The organism is Bradyrhizobium sp. CSA112 (assembly GCF_029051645.1).
Taxonomy (GTDB): domain Bacteria; phylum Pseudomonadota; class Alphaproteobacteria; order Rhizobiales; family Xanthobacteraceae; genus Bradyrhizobium.
On record NZ_JAACFS010000017.1, the window covers coordinates 39,176 to 54,818 of the forward strand.

General features: G+C 61.9%; 16 protein-coding genes and 2 pseudogenes. 10 read left to right on the forward strand and 8 right to left on the reverse strand.

Annotation, left to right across the window (positions count from 1 at the left end):
- Position 1: 1 nt before the first annotated feature.
- Entirely contained in the window at positions 2–1,138 is a 1,137-nt protein-coding gene (locus tag GWE18_RS24820) for an MlaE family lipid ABC transporter permease subunit (RefSeq protein WP_275188323.1), read from the reverse strand.
- 107 nt (positions 1,139–1,245) lie between these two features.
- Between GWE18_RS24820 and GWE18_RS24825 the strand changes: the two genes are divergently transcribed.
- From GWE18_RS24825 to GWE18_RS24855, 7 genes are all read left to right on the forward strand, one after another.
- Positions 1,246–1,578, forward strand: coding sequence for a hypothetical protein (locus GWE18_RS24825; RefSeq protein ID WP_275188324.1), 333 nt, complete (start codon positions 1,246–1,248; stop codon positions 1,576–1,578).
- A 1-nt stretch (position 1,579) separates the two neighbouring features.
- A complete protein-coding gene (locus GWE18_RS24830) occupies positions 1,580–2,074 on the forward strand; it encodes a phage holin family protein (protein ID WP_275188325.1) in 495 nt (164 codons plus the stop codon).
- Between the two features lie 21 nt (positions 2,075–2,095).
- Entirely contained in the window at positions 2,096–2,506 is a 411-nt protein-coding gene (locus tag GWE18_RS24835) for a hypothetical protein (RefSeq protein ID WP_275188326.1), read from the forward strand.
- Between the two features lie 13 nt (positions 2,507–2,519).
- Entirely contained in the window at positions 2,520–3,197 is a 678-nt protein-coding gene (locus GWE18_RS24840) for a hypothetical protein (RefSeq protein ID WP_275188327.1), read from the forward strand.
- Positions 3,197–5,755 carry a cation-translocating P-type ATPase gene (locus GWE18_RS24845; protein WP_275188328.1) on the forward strand — a complete coding sequence of 853 codons (2,559 nt, stop codon included), beginning with the start codon at positions 3,197–3,199 and terminating at the stop codon, positions 5,753–5,755. The genes GWE18_RS24840 and GWE18_RS24845 overlap by 1 nt, the downstream gene beginning before the upstream one ends.
- A gap of 86 nt (positions 5,756–5,841) precedes the next feature.
- Complete coding sequence (locus tag GWE18_RS24850; RefSeq protein ID WP_275188329.1) at positions 5,842–6,681, forward strand: universal stress protein; 840 nt, start codon at positions 5,842–5,844, stop codon at positions 6,679–6,681.
- 85 nt (positions 6,682–6,766) lie between these two features.
- The gene (locus GWE18_RS24855; RefSeq protein ID WP_275188330.1) at positions 6,767–7,036 is read left to right on the forward strand and encodes a hypothetical protein; all 270 of its coding nucleotides are present in this window, start codon (positions 6,767–6,769) and stop codon (positions 7,034–7,036) included.
- Between the two features lie 115 nt (positions 7,037–7,151).
- On the opposite strand, the gene GWE18_RS24860 is transcribed toward GWE18_RS24855, so the two are convergent.
- Positions 7,152–9,845, reverse strand: a complete 2,694-nt coding sequence (locus GWE18_RS24860; protein ID WP_275188331.1) for a bifunctional acetate--CoA ligase family protein/GNAT family N-acetyltransferase — start codon at positions 9,843–9,845, stop codon at positions 7,152–7,154.
- 225 nt (positions 9,846–10,070) lie between these two features.
- On the opposite strand from GWE18_RS24860, the pseudogene GWE18_RS24865 reads away from it, so the two are divergent.
- Positions 10,071–10,277: pseudogene (locus tag GWE18_RS24865) on the forward strand (DUF2892 domain-containing protein).
- A 24-nt stretch (positions 10,278–10,301) separates the two neighbouring features.
- On the opposite strand, the gene GWE18_RS24870 reads toward GWE18_RS24865, so the two are convergent.
- The 6 genes and pseudogenes from GWE18_RS24870 to GWE18_RS24895 all read right to left on the reverse strand — a co-directional run.
- Positions 10,302–12,158 carry an alpha/beta fold hydrolase gene (locus GWE18_RS24870; RefSeq protein WP_275188332.1) on the reverse strand — a complete coding sequence of 619 codons (1,857 nt, stop codon included), beginning with the start codon at positions 12,156–12,158 and terminating at the stop codon, positions 10,302–10,304.
- Positions 12,159–12,176: 18 nt separating this feature from the next.
- Positions 12,177–12,539 carry a hypothetical protein gene (locus GWE18_RS24875; RefSeq protein WP_275188333.1) on the reverse strand — a complete coding sequence of 121 codons (363 nt, stop codon included), beginning with the start codon at positions 12,537–12,539 and terminating at the stop codon, positions 12,177–12,179.
- 111 nt (positions 12,540–12,650) lie between these two features.
- Positions 12,651–13,037 (reverse strand): hypothetical protein, encoded by a 387-nt coding sequence (locus GWE18_RS24880; protein WP_275188334.1) that lies wholly within the window; start codon positions 13,035–13,037, stop codon positions 12,651–12,653.
- 36 nt (positions 13,038–13,073) lie between these two features.
- Complete coding sequence (locus tag GWE18_RS24885) at positions 13,074–13,907, reverse strand: universal stress protein (RefSeq protein WP_275188335.1); 834 nt, start codon at positions 13,905–13,907, stop codon at positions 13,074–13,076.
- Positions 13,908–14,255: 348 nt separating this feature from the next.
- Positions 14,256–14,381 carry a hypothetical protein gene (locus GWE18_RS24890; protein ID WP_275188336.1) on the reverse strand — a complete coding sequence of 42 codons (126 nt, stop codon included), beginning with the start codon at positions 14,379–14,381 and terminating at the stop codon, positions 14,256–14,258.
- A 131-nt stretch (positions 14,382–14,512) separates the two neighbouring features.
- Positions 14,513–14,706, reverse strand: a pseudogene (locus GWE18_RS24895) (alcohol dehydrogenase catalytic domain-containing protein); the annotation flags it as partial.
- Between GWE18_RS24895 and GWE18_RS24900 the strand changes: the two are divergent.
- Together GWE18_RS24900 and GWE18_RS24905 are read left to right on the forward strand one after the other, a co-directional pair.
- Entirely contained in the window at positions 14,701–15,306 is a 606-nt protein-coding gene (locus GWE18_RS24900) for an Hsp20/alpha crystallin family protein (RefSeq protein WP_342804293.1), read from the forward strand. The pseudogene GWE18_RS24895 and the gene GWE18_RS24900 overlap by 6 nt on opposite strands.
- A 138-nt stretch (positions 15,307–15,444) precedes the next feature.
- Positions 15,445–15,612 (forward strand): hypothetical protein, encoded by a 168-nt coding sequence (locus GWE18_RS24905; RefSeq protein WP_275188337.1) that lies wholly within the window; start codon positions 15,445–15,447, stop codon positions 15,610–15,612.
- Positions 15,613–15,643: the final 31 nt, after the last annotated feature.

Consider the following 15,643-nt stretch of genomic DNA (forward strand, 5'->3'; position numbering starts at 1 on the left):
GCTACATTCCGATCGATGCAAAGAACACCGCAAACAGCCCATCGAGCACGATCACCAGAAAGATCGATTTGACCACCGAAGTGGTGGTCTGCTTGCCGAGCGACTCCGCGCTTCCCTTCACCCGCAGCCCTTCGCTGCACGCGACGATACCGATCACCAGCGCCATGAACGGCGCCTTGATGATGCCTACCTGGAAATGGGTGACGGAGACCGCCTCATGCAGCCGCGCGATGAAGATCGCCGGCCCCATGCCGCCGTAGAACCAGGCGACGAGGCCGCCGCCGTAAAGCGCCGCCATCGAGCCGATGAAGCTCAGGATGGGCAGCGCGCAAACCAGCGCGAGAATCCGCGACAACATCAACACTTCGATGGGGTCCAGTCCCATGGTCGAAAGCGCGTCAATTTCCTCGCGCATCTTCATCGAGCCGAGTTCGGCGGTGTAGGCGCTCCCGGAACGGCCGGCGACCATAATGGCAACGATCAGCACGCCGAGCTCGCGCAACACGAGAATGCCGACCATGTCGACGACGTAGGAATCCGCGCCGAACTTTCGGAAATGGAAGATACCCTGCTGCGCGATGATGGCGCCGATCAGGAAGGTGATCAGCACGATAATCGGAATCGCCTGCCAGCCGACGCGGTAGAGCTGGTAGGTCAGCGACGTCAGCCGCAGCGATCGTGGCCGGCGCATCACGCCCAGAATGGCGATGCACAGCGAGCCCAGCATCTGGAGGAATGCGGTTACGTCTTCGCTCGCGCCGATGGTGCCGCGGCCGATGTCACCGATCTTCGCCACAATGGGATTGCGCGCCGGGGGCGGCGTCGGCGGCCGTCGGTTGACTTGGCGAACCTCCTCGATCAGGCCGGAATAGTTGTCCGCGACGCCGATGATTTCAGCACGGCGACCCGCAGAAGTCACCCGCCGCGACATTCTTTCGAGCAGCCAGGCGCCGAGCGTGTCGAGTTCGCGTAGCCCGGCCATATCGACCTTGACGATGCCGGCCTGGTCGAGCTGCGGCGCAACGTCGTCGGAAAGCCGTTCAAGGGTGGCGGCATTCGCCGCCGTCCAGGACCCGCCCGGACGCAGTTCAAGCGTATCGCCCGACGGCATAGCCGTTAACAAGGGTGCGGTCGCCAAGATGATATTCCCACAATTACATAGTGCTCCCTTCTAGGCCCTGCGCGCGGCGGCCATGTTGACCTGCCTCAAGTCAGCAATGCCTCTCGAAAGTTGAGCCAAATCAAATGGTGGTGCCGGCGCCTCACCTAGAGTTTCTTAGATGCAGGCAACGAGAACGGGCGATGGTCAAATTAAGCGAACTGAGTGACGAGCTGCACGCGCTCAAGAGTGAGCTGTCGCACCTTATGAGCGCGCCCGCCGACGGCATGTTTGATGCCGCGAAGAGCCGCAGCGATGCGCTCGTCGAGCAAATCAAGGACACCCTGCACGAACTCGGCGACACCTTGAGCGCGGAAGAGGAGCATGTCGAGAAACTGATCGCGGAGCGGCCGATTGCGGCGCTGGCATCCGCCTTCGCGCTCGGCGTCGCCATTGGTTTCATGCTGAGGAGGCACTAACGTGAACAGCGAGAATGTCGTCAAGCAGCTGCGCGCTCTGTGGCGGACCGACCGCATCATCGCCGAGATCCGGCTGCGGCACATGCTGGTCGGGCTCGGGCTACGGGCGTTTGCCGCGCTGATCGCGGGGTTCGGGTTGTTGATGCTGGAACTGTCGGCCTATTTCGCGCTGGTGCAGATCTGGAGCGCGATTTCGGCCGCGGCGATCCTCGGCATTGTCAATTTTGTGATCGCGGCCGTGCTGTTTGTCGTTGCCGGCAGGCCGCCTTCGGGTCGCGAAATTGAGCTCGCGACAGAGATTCACGGCTCGGCGGTCGAAGCGCTGCAGACCGAGGCCCGCGCGCTGCAATCGCAATTCACCGGCATAGTGCATCACCCCCTGAACAGCGTACTGCCATTGGTACTGGTGCCGCTGATCACGATCATCGTCAAGAGCTTGAGGAAATCCAGAGCCGGCGCCGCCCCAACGGCAGGCGCTGCGGCTGAACAGAGCTAATCAACCAAGGAGCCATAGGAAATGTCCACGACCCAGCCGAAGCCAATCCTGAACGCCTCCCTGCCGGCGCAGTTCCGGCAATTCCGGCTCGCGCTTGCCCGCGAGCCCGGCTATCCCGAGGGCGATGCCGAGGTGGCCTACATCATCGTGGCGCCGCTCGATTCCGAAGACCGCATCGATGCAAGGCTATGGCGGGAGCATCGCGACGCCTGCAGGGTCGTGCGCCAGCGCCCTGGTGAGCAGGACCAGCATGGTCAACTCGTTCATCGGTCGGGCGGTCGTTGGGCTTTTCACTATGACGACGAAACCGGCCTGTCCGACGAAGTCGGTTACCACTTCGCGGACGAACGCTTCATCGTTGGTGAGTATGTTTCGATCAACGACAGCGGCAAGATGCACACCTATCGCGTGACGTCGGTGTCTTACATTTGAGAGAGCCAGCGCCATGCCATCCTTAGTCGGTCCAAATGGAATGGCAACGAGCGATGCAAGGCAGCATCCGATGGTAAAGGAAAGTGAGCGAGCGTCTAAAGCCACGGAAAACCTGATCGAAATTCGTGTGAACGACATCGCGCAGCTGTTTCACACCCTTGATCCGTTTCCATTTCGGGATAGAGACCTCGCTGATGAGGCCGAGGATTACATCGTAAGTTGGGCACGAGAGATGCCCAGCAACCGCCCCTTCAAGATTGTGGTGCACATTCCGGATAACGAGTCGCAAAAAGGAGCATCGCGCGATCTTGTTGAGGCATTCAATCGCTATTTTGCCGGTCGGGCCGTCGTCGTCCAGCATGATCTAAACGAACTTTTCCGCATAGGCCGGCGTTCGCTGGTAATTGGCGCCTCAATTCTTGCCGCCTGTTTTTTGCTCGCGCATTTGGCTGGGAGCTATCTGACTGAAACCGCTTTCAAGAGATTGGCTGAAGAGAGCTTCTTGATCCTCGGCTGGGTTGCTAATTGGCGACCCCTTGAGATCTTTCTCTACGATTGGTGGCCGCTCGCGCATCGGCGCGATCTGTATAATCGTCTCTCGGTAGCAACCGTCGAGGTCAAGCCATATCCGATCAAAGCCGAGACGTCCTCCATCGCGCGCACATCGATTGAACCCGATTGTGAGGTGTAGTGTCTCACTTCCCGAAATCCCAGGGACCGTTCCGTGGCCTCAATGAAGTCGATGCCCAGGCGCGGCTGCAGGCCGAGGGGCATAACGAGCTTCCCCAACCCGATCGGCGCACGCCGTTTCGGATAGCGATTGAGGTACTGCGCGAACCGATGCTGGCGCTGCTCCTGGTCGGCGGCACCGTTTACCTGTTGCTCGGCGATCTGAAGGAGGCGATCATCCTGGTCGCCTTCGCCACGATGTCGATCGTGATCACCGTGGTGCAGGAGACGCGCACCGAGCGCGTCCTGGAGGCGCTGCGCGACCTCACGAGCCCCCGCGCGCTTGTCATTCGCGACGGTCAGCGTCAACGGATCGCCGGCCGCGACGTCGTACGGGGCGATCTCATCGTCCTTTCCGAGGGGGACCGGGTTCCTGCCGACGCCGTTCTCCTGCAGTGCCAGGATCTGCAGGCCGACGAATCGACCTTGACCGGCGAATCCGTACCCGTGCGCAAGGTCGCATGGGACAATCGTCCTGGGTCCGGACCCCAGCGGCCGGGAGGCGACGACCTACCGCAGGTATTCTCGGGCTCCCTGGTGGTGCGAGGCTCGGGACTGGCGGAAGTGACCGCCATTGGCCCGCGAAGCGAGATCGGCAAGATCGGCCAATCGCTGGCCGGGCTCGAAACCGAACCACCGCGCCTGCAGGCGCAGACCCGGCGCGTCGTCCGGCTGTTTGCCGTTTTTGGCGGCGCAGTGAGCCTGCTGGCCGTCCTGCTTTACGGAATCATGCGCGGCGGTTGGCTGGACGCCGTGCTGGCTGGAATTGCGCTCGGCATGTCGATGCTGCCGGAAGAGTTTCCGGTCGTCCTCACCGTCTTTATGGCGATGGGCGCGTGGCGAATTTCGCTGGCGCGCGTGCTGACGCGGCGCGCGGCGGCGATCGAAACGCTTGGTTCCGCCACCGTGCTGTGCACCGACAAGACCGGCACCCTCACCGAGAATCGGATGACGATCGTCGAGCTGCACGCGATCGATGGCAATATTCTTCGTCCGCACCATCGATTGGAAATGCCGGCATCGTTCCGGGCAATGAGCGAATTCGGCTTGCTCGCGAGCGCGCCTGAGCCGTTCGATCCGATGGAGCGGGCATTCCATACCCTGGCGCGCGAGCGACTGACCGAGGCCTCGTATTGCCACCCGAACTGGAAGCTGGTGCACGCCTACGGCCTTCGGCCCGATCTGCTGGCCGTAACCCAGATCTGGCAACTGGACGGTCACCGGCAGGAATACGTCGTTGCCAGCAAGGGCGCGCCCGAGGCAATCGCCGGCCTTTGCCGGATGAGCAGCGCCGATCGCGCGGCGCTGACACAATCCGTCGACGCGATGGCCTCCGCAGGTTTGCGCGTGTTGGGCGTCGCGCGTGCCACGCATGCCGGGCCGCATTGGCCGGCTTCGCCGCGTGAACTGACGTTCGAATTTCTTGGGCTTGTCGGCCTTGCCGATCCGCTCCGCGCCAGCGTCGTCGAGGCTGTCCGCGAATGCCGATCGGCCGGCATAAAGGCTGTCATGATCACCGGCGACTATCCGGCGACGGCGAAGGCGATCGCGCAACAAGCCGGCCTCGAGCGCGGTGAGCTCATCACCGGCGAACAACTCGAGAAGTTGAGCGAGGCAGAATTGGCTGGCTGGGTGGAGACGGCGAGCGTTTTCGCGCGGATCATGCCGGAGCAGAAGCTTCGTATCGTCAACGCTTACAAGAACAATGGCGAGATTGTCGCTATGACCGGCGATGGCGTCAACGATGCGCCTTCGCTCAAGGCGGCCCATATCGGCATCGCGATGGGCGGTCGCGGAACGGATGTCGCGCGCGAAGCCTCGGCCATCGTGCTGCTCGACGACGATTTTGGCTCGATCGTCATGGCGATCCGTCTGGGCCGCCGCATCTATGACAATTTGCGCAAGGCCATGAGTTTCATCTTTGCCGTTCACGTACCCATTGCGGGGCTGGCGTTGCTGCCACTGTTGTTCGGCCTCCCCCTGCTGTTCGGACCGATCCATATTGCCTTCCTCGAAATGGTCATCGATCCCGTCTGCTCGCTGGTATTCGAGGCCGAAACCGAGGAAGATGACGTCATGCGCCGCCCGCCGCGCGCTCCCGACGAACCGCTGTTCACGTGGGCGCTGATCGCCTGGAGCCTGCTGCAGGGGACGCTGGCTTTTGCGGTGGTCGCCGCCATTTACGTCCTGGCGCTCCAGTCGGGCATGCCAGTGCCGGAAGTGCGTGCGCTGGCGTTCTTCTCGCTTGTCGTCGTGATCGTCAGCCTGATCCTGGTCAACCGTTCTTTCAGTGCGTCACTGCTGACAGCGCTGCGCCGGCCAAACCGAACCCTGGCCGCGGTGCTCGCCGCCGTTGCCGCTATCCTCGCCCTTACCTTGCTGTGGCCGTTTGCAAGCAAGCTTTTTGCCTTCGGACCTCTGCACGCAGATGACCTTGCCCTGACGCTTGGCTCGGGAATCATCGCGCTGATCGCCCTCGAACTCCTGAAGCCGGTGCTGCGCCCGCGGCTGCAATCCTAGAGCTGGCAAATCCTGCCTCTTGCGATGGATCAAACGCGCATCCCAACGAGACGCTAGATTACGTCTCGCAAGAAAAGGAGAGCCTGATGGCATTCAAGGATATTCTGCTGACACTGACGAGTTATCCCGAGCCAACCCCGGTCGCGGTCACCGAGGAGGCGGTCGCGATCGCCGCAAGCCTCGGCGCTCACCTTGCCGCCGTCGCCTGCGAGGTGCACGTGCAGGTGCCCGGGCATTTCCTTTCCGGCTCGATTGCCAATGTCCCCGGCATCATCGCGGGCGAGGCCGAAAAGAGCCGCAAGAGCGCCAAGGACATGCTGGCCGCCTTTACCGCCGCCGCAGACAAGGCCGGCATTCTGCACGAAACCTATCTCGAAAGAAGCCCGACCTTCGCTGTGCCGGACTTGCTGGTGGATTATGCGCGGCTTCGCGACCTCACTATCGTCCCCGTGCCGGAGAGCTACGACCAGTGGTACGCAGAGGCGGTCATATTCGGATCCGGCCGGCCGACGCTCGTTCTGCCCGAGAGCCCTCGTCCTCGCCCGTTTGAACTCGGAACCGTGGCAGTCGCCTGGGATTTCAGCCGCGCGGCCGCGCGGTCTGTTTCCGATGCGATGCCCCTGCTCGAAAAAGCCAGGAAGGTGCGCATCGTTACCGTCATCAACGAAAAGAAACTTGATACCAAGCATTCCGCCGAGGAACTGGCAAAGAACCTTGTCCGCCACGGCATCGACGTGGTTCTGGACAAGGTCGACGCCGACGGTCGGGGGATCGGCGACATTCTCGAAGCCTACACGGCTTCGCATAAGATCGACGTTCTCGTGATGGGGGCCTATGGGCACTCGCGATGGCGCGAGTTCATCCTGGGCGGCGCCACCAAGAGCCTGCTGTCCAGGCCGCCACTCCCAATCCTGCTATCGCACTGATGATCAATAGCGGTACCGGCACCTTGGGCACGGGCGTGATCACCACCGCCGCTGCTCGTCGCATCAATCGCAACGGAGACAATCGATGCGCACCTATCTAAAGCTTTTACTCTTGTTCGCCATCACGGCCGGTGCCGCTTGGCTGGCAAGTCGAACTCTTGTTCCCGACGCCGTTCCGGTCGCCGACAGCGAACAGCCGCAATGGTACCTCCAGCTCGCGTTTTTCCTGAGATCGATCGAATGGATCGGCCTCGGAGGCATGGCCCTGGTGGTTGTAGCCGGTGCCGCAATGTGGAAAGAAGCCCGCGAAGAATGCCCGAAGATCGAAAGACCGACACCTCCCGTTCTCCGCTGAAAGTCCGTCGGATCTGCCTGGATACCGGGCGGGAAAACGTGGTCGTGATCTCACGCCACTCCAGCGCTTGCGGCCCGATGTCTTCCGCGGCTTCAGCCGGTGCGCTAGAAAACAGTTAGAGAGCCAGCCTGACGTTGCAGATGTCGTGTTCCACCGGGTCCGACTTCACCTCGAAGCCGAGGCTGCGGCACATTGCGAGCATGACGGTGTTTTCGGCCAAGATGTCGCCGGAGATCGCCTTCAGCCCTTCAGACTTCGCATATTCGATGATCATCTGCATCAGGGTCCAGCCGAGTCCTCTGCCCTTGAGGTCCGACTGCAACAGGATCGCATATTCGCCGCTCTCATAGATCGAGTCCGAATGAATCCGGACCACGCCGACCAGCTTGTTGGTCCCCTCGTCGAACGCGACAAAGGCCATTGCCCGGGCATAATCGAGCTGGGTCAGGCGGGCGATGAATTCATGGGAAAACTCCTTCATCGGGGCGAAAAACCGCAGCCGCAAGTCCTGCATCGTGACGTGCTTCAACATCTCGTGGATCAGCGGCTCGTCCTCGGGCCGGATCGGACGAACGAATACGCGCCAGCCGTCCTTGACCTCGATGTGACGCTGCCATTGCGAGGGATAGGGCCGCACGGCGAAATTCGCCGGGCCCGATCCGCGAAACTTCCGCTCCACGCGCCCGATGACGACGCGCGCGTCGACGGCGAGCACGCCAGCTTCATCGGCCAGCAACGGGTTGATGTCGAGCCCGCGGATTTCGGGAATGTCGGCGGCCATCTGCGCCAGCTTGACCAGAACCATCGCGACGGCGTCCGGCTTCACCGCCGGCACGTCGCGATAGGCGCAGAGCAGCCGCGAGACGCGGGTGCGCTCGATCAGGCTGCGCGCCAGTTGCAGGTCGAGCGGCGGCAGCGCCAGCGCCTTGTCGTTGATGATCTCGACCGCCGTGCCGCCGCGGCCGAACACGACCACGGTGCCGAAGGTCGGATCGTCGGCGAGGCCGAGAATCAGTTCGCGCGCCTTCGCCCGCACCACCATCGCCTGCACCATCACGCCCGAAATCCGCGCCTCCGGCCGCAACGATCTTGCGCGCGCGAGAATCTCGGCGGTCGCCTTGCGCACCGCTTCGGCGCTGGTGAGGTTGAGCACGACGCCGCCGACATCGGATTTATGCACGATGTCGCGCGACGTGATCTTGAGCACGACGGTCGAGCCCTGTGCAAAGATTGCGGTCGCATGCGCGACCGCCTCTTCGGCATTGGCGGCGGCAAACGTCGGCACGACGGCGATCTCGTAGGCGTCGAGCAGCCGCTTGACCTCGATCGGATCGAGCCAGGAGCGGCCGTCAGCCAGCGCCGCGGCAACGATCTGCCGCGCCGCATTGATATCGGGCGCAAATTCGCTCGGCATGGCGGGCGGAACCTGCGCCAGCGCCTCCACCACCTCGCGATGGCGCACCAGATGCATGAAGCCGAGGACGGCGTCGCCACCGGTTTGATAGTTCGGAATGCCTGCGCCGCTCAGCAAATCGCTGATCGACTGGTCCGCCCCGACCCAGACCGCCAGCACGGGCTTCGGCGACATGCGGCGTTCGGCGCGATATTTCCCGACCACGCCGATCACGGCCGCTGCAATATCATCGGCACGGGCGATCGCCGTCTGGACATTCATCACCAGCACGGCGTCGTTGCTCGCGTCGGCCAGCAACACTTCGAGCGCCGCGGCATAGCGCGCGGGATCGGAGTCGCCAACGATATCGACCGGGTTCGATTTCGACCATGTCGGGGGCAATACCGCATCGAGCTTGTCGCGGGTCGCAGGCGAGATGTCGGCGGGAATACCGCCGAGTTCGACCAGCCGGTCAGTCGCCAATACGCCGATGCCGCCGCCATTGGTCAGGATCGCGAGCCGCTTTCCGGGTGGCGATTTGAGCCGCCCGAGCGTTTCGGCACAGTCGAACAATTCCCGAAGATCCGATACGCGCAGGACGCCGGCGCACTGAAACGCGGCGTCGTAGACGGCGTCTGCCCCGGCCAGCGCGCCGGTATGGGTTGCAGCCGCCCGCGCGCCCTGCGCCATCCGGCCTGACTTGACGACCACGACGGGCTTTATTCTCGCGGCGGCTCGCGCCGCCGACATGAACTTGCGGGCATCCTTGATCGCCTCGATGTAAAGCAGGATGGCATGCGTTTTTTCGTCCAGCGCGAAGTAATCGAGCAGGTCGGCGATATCGACATCGAGCTGATCGCCGATCGACACGATTCCGGAGAATCCAACGGCCCGCTGTGCCGCCCAGTCCACCATGCCCGCGGCAATGGCGCCGGACTGCGAGATCAGCGCCAGATTTCCCGCGGCCGGCATATGCGCGGAAAAGCTCGCATTGAGACTGACGCAAGGCATCATGATGCCCAGGCAATTCGGTCCGATCAGCCGCATGCCGTGTTTTTGCGCGGCGCGCTCCGCTGCATCCGCCAGCGAACCCGGACCGTGACCGAGTCCGGCACTGACAATGACGGCGCCTGCCGTACCGCGGCGGCCCGCCTCATCGATCAGGCCTGCGATGGCACGAGCCGGCGCGGTCAGGACAACGAGCTCCGGCGCAAAAGCCAGTTTTGCGATGCTGCCGACGGTCGCGACACCATCGATCTCGTGATAGCGCGGATTGACGAGGCCGAATTCGCCCTTGAATTGGGCTTTGCGAATATTGTTGAGAATGGCGCGGCCGACCGAGCCATGGCGCGGACTGGCCCCGACCAGCGCGACGGAATGCGGCGAAAGCAGATTCTTCAGGCGATAGGTGGACATCGGTGTTCAATACCCGGTGGGTCGCGGGCCCTGTGAAGGTATCCCACACAATGTGTTTCTAGCGCGGCAAGATAGCCCGGCACCGGTCTCGGCCTGATGACAAATCCGCTCTCGTCTTCCGTATCCGTCGTAGCCAACTCATTGTTGAGACAGATCAAAGCCGGCACCGACTTCGCATGAGAACTTACTTCGGTTTCACCGAGGCACATCCGAGGGAGCAGTGCCATGCAGGTAAATATCGGGACCATTGATCAGTACGTGCGGATCGTGTTGGGATTGGCGCTGGTCGCCTATGCGTTACAGGACGGTCTTGCCATCGAGGGATAGCGCTGGGCCGGGCTGCTCGGGCTGGTGCCGCTTGCGACGGCGTTTTTCAGGAGTTGCCCGCTTTATGCCGCTCTGGGCGTTTCAAGCTGTCCGGTCCGCCAATAGATCGACGGCTTCCCAGATGCGCGATCAGTGACGCACGTAGTCGCCCGGCGCATCGGGCAGATTGTTCTCGTCCGCAACTTTGGTGCCCATGTGCGGCGGCTCGGATGGCTCACCGGATCGTGCCGCCAACCATTTTGTCCATTCCGGCCACCACGATCCTTCGACCACCGGCACCGTCTTCAGCCATTCGTCGGGACCAGTATAGGTCGCATCCGCCGCCTCGGTCTTGACCCGATAGGTGTGGCCCTGCTCGCTAGGAGGCGCCACGATACCCGCGTTATGGCCGCCGCTGGTGAGAAGGAAGGTCACGTCGGCATCGACCTGGTAGTGAATCTTGTAGACGGATTTCCACGGCGCGACGTGATCGCGAAGCGTCCCGACCACGAACGTCGGGGTGTGAATATCCGACAGCGAGATCGGCTTTCCCTCGACAACGTATCGGCCCCCGGCGAGGTCGTTGTTGAGAAACAGCTTGCGCAAATATTCCGAGTGCATCCGGTATGGCAGGCGGGTGGCGTCGGCATTCCACGCCATCAGATCGCTCGGCACCGCCCGCTCTCCCATTAGATAGTCGCGGGTGAGCCGCGACCAGATCAGATCGTTGGAACGCAGCAGCTGGAATGCACCTGCCATCTGCGTGGTGTCGAGCACGCCGCGCTCCCACATCATGTCTTCGAGGAACGCGACCTGGCTCTCGTTGATGAATAGCGTCAGCTCGCCGGCCTCGGTGAAATCCGTTTGCGCGGCAAGCAAGCTTATCGACTTCAAGCGGTCGTCGCCATCCCGCGCCATGGTCGCAGCTGATATCGACAACAGCGTTCCACCCAGGCAATAGCCCAGCGCATGAACCTGGCGATCGGGCACGATATCGCCGATCGTGTCGAGCGCAGCCTTGACGCCGAGCTTTCGATAGTCATCGAAGGCGATTTCACGGTCGGTCGCGTCCGGATTGCGCCACGAAACCATGAAGACGGTGAAGCCTTCGCCAGTGAGATACTTCACCAGCGAGTTCTGCGGCGACAGATCGAGAATGTAGTACTTCATGATCCAGGCCGGCACGATCAGGATAGGTTCCGGATGCACCTGTTTGGTGGTCGGATAATACTGGATCAGCTCGATCAATTCGTTGCGGAACACCACCTTGCCGGGCGACGTCGCGACGGTTTCGCCGACAACGAAATCGCCGGTTTTGACAGGTCCAAGACCCGCGGACGCCAGGCTCATCCAGTCGGTGCAGAAATTTCGCCAGCCTCGCACGAAATTCTTGCCGCCGCTCTCGAACGATTTCCGCAGCACTTCCGGATTGGTCGCGGCAAAATTGGAGGGCGACAACACGTCCAGCATCTGCCGGACCGAAAACTCGACGATGGCCTCGTTCTGCTTCGCCACGCCGCGCACGCCCGTGGTAGCATTGTGCCACCATTGTTGGCCCAAGAGAAACGCCTGCGCCATCAGATTGAATGGTGGATGTTCCCAATCCGGCCGATCGAAGCGCCGGTCCTGCGCTTGCGGCCTGATCAGCGACCACCCTCCCTGCCCGGGCGAATAGAAGTGCTGTACGGCTTCAAGAAACCGCTTCCCTTCGACCAGCGCGTCCTGCGAAATCTCGATCTGTCGCTGCGGCGACGAGGCGAAATGCGAAAGCCAGTCTGTATAGGCCAACAGCAGCGCCGCCGGCGAGATGCCGCCGCTCAGGCGCGCCAGCATTGCATGAAGGGCGCGATCGGCCTGATATGTCTCGCCGTCCACGACTTGCGTTACGGGCGCAACTGGCAGTTCGGCCGGCACGGCGGATTGCCGGTCGTCGCCCAGGTCCGCGGCACGGGCACGGAGTGGCAGAACGGTCACCTCCGCCGTTGGCAGTGTTGATTTCGGCTGCATGGCATTTGGCCGATCAGTTCAGCGAACGCCGCTAATCAGGTTCGACGTGGTCGCTATCATCCGCTCGCCATGCTTGAACAGCCGTTCGGAGTCGCGGCGAAGGAAGTCGAGCTGATGCTGCCCGCATTCCTGACACATCGTCTTGATGTCCTTGACGGAATTCGCGCCCGCCGACTTCGCCGCGAACTCCGAAAAAAGATGCATTTCGGTACGCGCTCGCTCCAGCATCTCGTCGGTGAAGAAAACGAACTCCTCAAACATCATCCTTTGCGCGCCGAACATGAACTCCAGTGCACTCTGGTTCAATTTGGAGGCTTGCGCCTCCCCGTTGACGGATGATTGGGAGGAATCGGATACGGCCCGTTCAGATAGCTCTGCCATGACAATCTCCCTTCGATTTCTGGGGTCTGGGAAACGATACCGACAGTCATCGGGCGGACATTGAGATGCATCAAACTGGCGGGATAGCGGCCGGTCAGCCCACGCCCGATTTCAACGCACGGGCTCGCCGAGATGGAAGTGACGGCGCCCGAGCGCGACGATTTCGCGGTCAGTCGGGTGATCGCAGGACTTGGCGCGAAGGTCGCGATCCCCGGGCGCACGACAGCTCTCCTTCAGATGCTTCAGCAGCAGCGTCTTCTCGTTTCCGGGACCCACGACAAGGACCGCCTCGCAATGTTCCAGCGCCTCATCGATCCGCGGAAAAAAGGCCGGATCGTCCTCGACCTTGCCGGAGCCGATCGTGTTAGCCCTGTGATGCAGATGCGGCCTTGCCAGGTCGGCATGAATGGCCCGCTCGTCGACGGTCTCCAGGCCCAGGTAGAAAACCTTGGCGACGCGGTGATCGACCCAGACGACGGCGTGGTTGTGTACGGTCATGCTTTTTCCCTTGTGAACGAACGGATCGAAATCAGATCAGTGTGACATCAGCACCGGCACGGTCATCGATTCGAACATGCCTCGTGTGACGCCGCCGAGAATTCGCTCGTGCAATCGCGAATGGCCATATCCGCCCATCACCAGCAGACCCATATTGCTCTCGGCTGCAATCGATAGAATGGCTGCTTGAACATCGCCGCGCTCCACGGCCAGCCGTTGGACCCTCGCTGCGACGCCACGCCGGGCCAAATGGCCTACGAGTTGGTCCGAGGATGCCTCGCCTGCTTCCTCGTTAACCGCAATCACGGTCACTGCTTTCGCGCCCATTAGAAACGGCATCGCATCGCGCAACGCACGGGCGGCGAGACGGCTGCCGTCCCAGGCGATCCCGACATGGTGCGTGTCGAGCGGCCCCTTGTGGGTGTAGGGAACCATCAGCATCGGACCGCCGGAATTGAACAGGACGGCCTCCGGAATGTCATTGTCGTACCTGGATTTCGACGAGTCGGGCTGGAGCACGATGGTCATGTCGTAAAGCCGCGCAAGCGCTCCGATGGCTTCTCCGGCTTCGGCCGGGATCGCCGCGAAACTCCTGATGCCATAGGCAATTTCGGCGAGTTTGGCCTCGACCTTGAAAACCGAAATCGCCGCGTCGGCCCTTTCCTGGGCCCGCTCCTGTTCGGCCCCCACTGCGGAGGCAATGGCGGCTCCACCGCTCCCCACCAACATTCCGACGCCGCCCATCGATTCATAGCCGATGGCCACCGCATCGAGATGCGACCGGCGCGCCATCGCCAATGCGATGGCGACCTCAATCACCGGCCTGACCGGACGCTCCGAGGGAATATGAGCCAGAATGTTCCTGAACATCGCCGTTCTCCCAAACATTCGCGAGGACGCTCGGCCCCTTGGTTTCTGCGTGGAGCGTAACTCACGGGTGCCCGGTCGACGTTGATGCACATCAAACTGGGGAAATGTCGCCATTTCGCATCGACTGGGATCGGCGCGAAGAGCGCCACGGCTGTGCGCATCCGCGTGGCCGCGACGCGGATCTGATGCACCGCCTTGGGCATCATCGGCGTTCGCCGTGCTGGGACGCGCCTTGATGACCTTAATTCGCCGAGCTGCCGCTCTTCTGGAATGCGGTTACGCAATCGGGGCCACTTGCCGCAGAGGTCTCGCGCCAGCAGGACGTCTTGGTTGGGCGCCTCGCCATCTTCAGGCCTCGCCCGGCCCCGAATCAAGCAACAACCCACGAACGCTGCTCAGCGACTGACCAGGCGTACCCGAGGCATCGACCATGTGCCAATCCACCGCGCCGATCGCGAAGGTCTCCTGCATCAAGACAATATCCCGCGTCGCATCGGATGCATCGCTCTTGCGCTGCTCGATCCGCGCCAGCCGGGTCGCCAGATCCGCAGTCAGGAACAGGCCGACGAAGCGGACGCCGAGCTTGCACGCCAGGCTCGCGGGCTCTGCCCGCTCCGCTTCCTGCCGGGAACGACCGAATAGACAATATCAGGCAATTCTCCTTCGACGACGTGCAGATCGGTCCGGCATACGCCGCAGGCGCCGACCTTCACGCGCACATCTCCACGCCCGGGCGCCGGATCCTGCCGCGCCTCAGCCGAAGCGGCGCTCCAGGTGCCGTCAGGACCATTGCGTGCATCTCTCGCCCTCTCATCTCTCACGCAAGCGTGTGCAAGATACACGTTCTTCAAGTTTGACCCTCGTCAAAGAAGCAGGGCTCGCCTCTCTTAATATGCGCATGCCGGTACGCTTTTATCAGGAGGTGCACATGAATGCGAAATCCGTGATCCCAGTTGGAACCCAGCGTGCTGTGACCCGCCGCGAAACCAATCCGTTCTCACTTCTGCAGCAAGAGATCGATCGGCTCTTTGAAGGCGTCACACGCAATCTTCCTGGCCTCGCCGCGACGACTATGCCCAGCATGGATATCAGCGAGACCGACAAGGTGATCGAGATTACCGCCGAGCTCCCGGGACTGGAGAAGAAGGATGTCGAGCTCAACGTTGCCGACAATCTCCTCACCATTCGCGGTGAAAAGAAGAACGAACGCGAGGAGAAGAACAAGGATTATCACCTAGTCGAACGCAGCTATGGCTCGTTCTCGCGTTTGGTCGAACTGCCCTCTGGCGTCAAGGTCGAGGATATTTCGGCCGAGATCGCTAACGGCGTTCTGAAGGTGACGGTGCAGAAGCCTGCCCCCAAGCAGAGCAAAAAAATTGAGTTCAAGACCGCCGCCTGACCAAAGTTGGCAGAATGCCGCGCAAATCGGCGGCATTCCGCCGGCTGTAAGACGGCATCGAACTGGCGATCACCATGCGCGCCCATCAAATCATGACCCGTCGCGCTACAGTAACGTACAGATAGAAATGGCTTCAAAATGGCTTGGCTTTTTCGTTTCCTCTCGGCAGTTGCCGCGGCGATCACCTCGCTGTTCGTCGCGCGCGACGCTTTGAATTTTGGCATCATGCAAACCTTGCTGATGATTACGTTGATTATCGGGGCCGCTGCCATCGCCGTCGCATGGAAAGCGCGACGCGAACTCTAGATGGACCACGCCAACCGCGTCCTACTCTGCT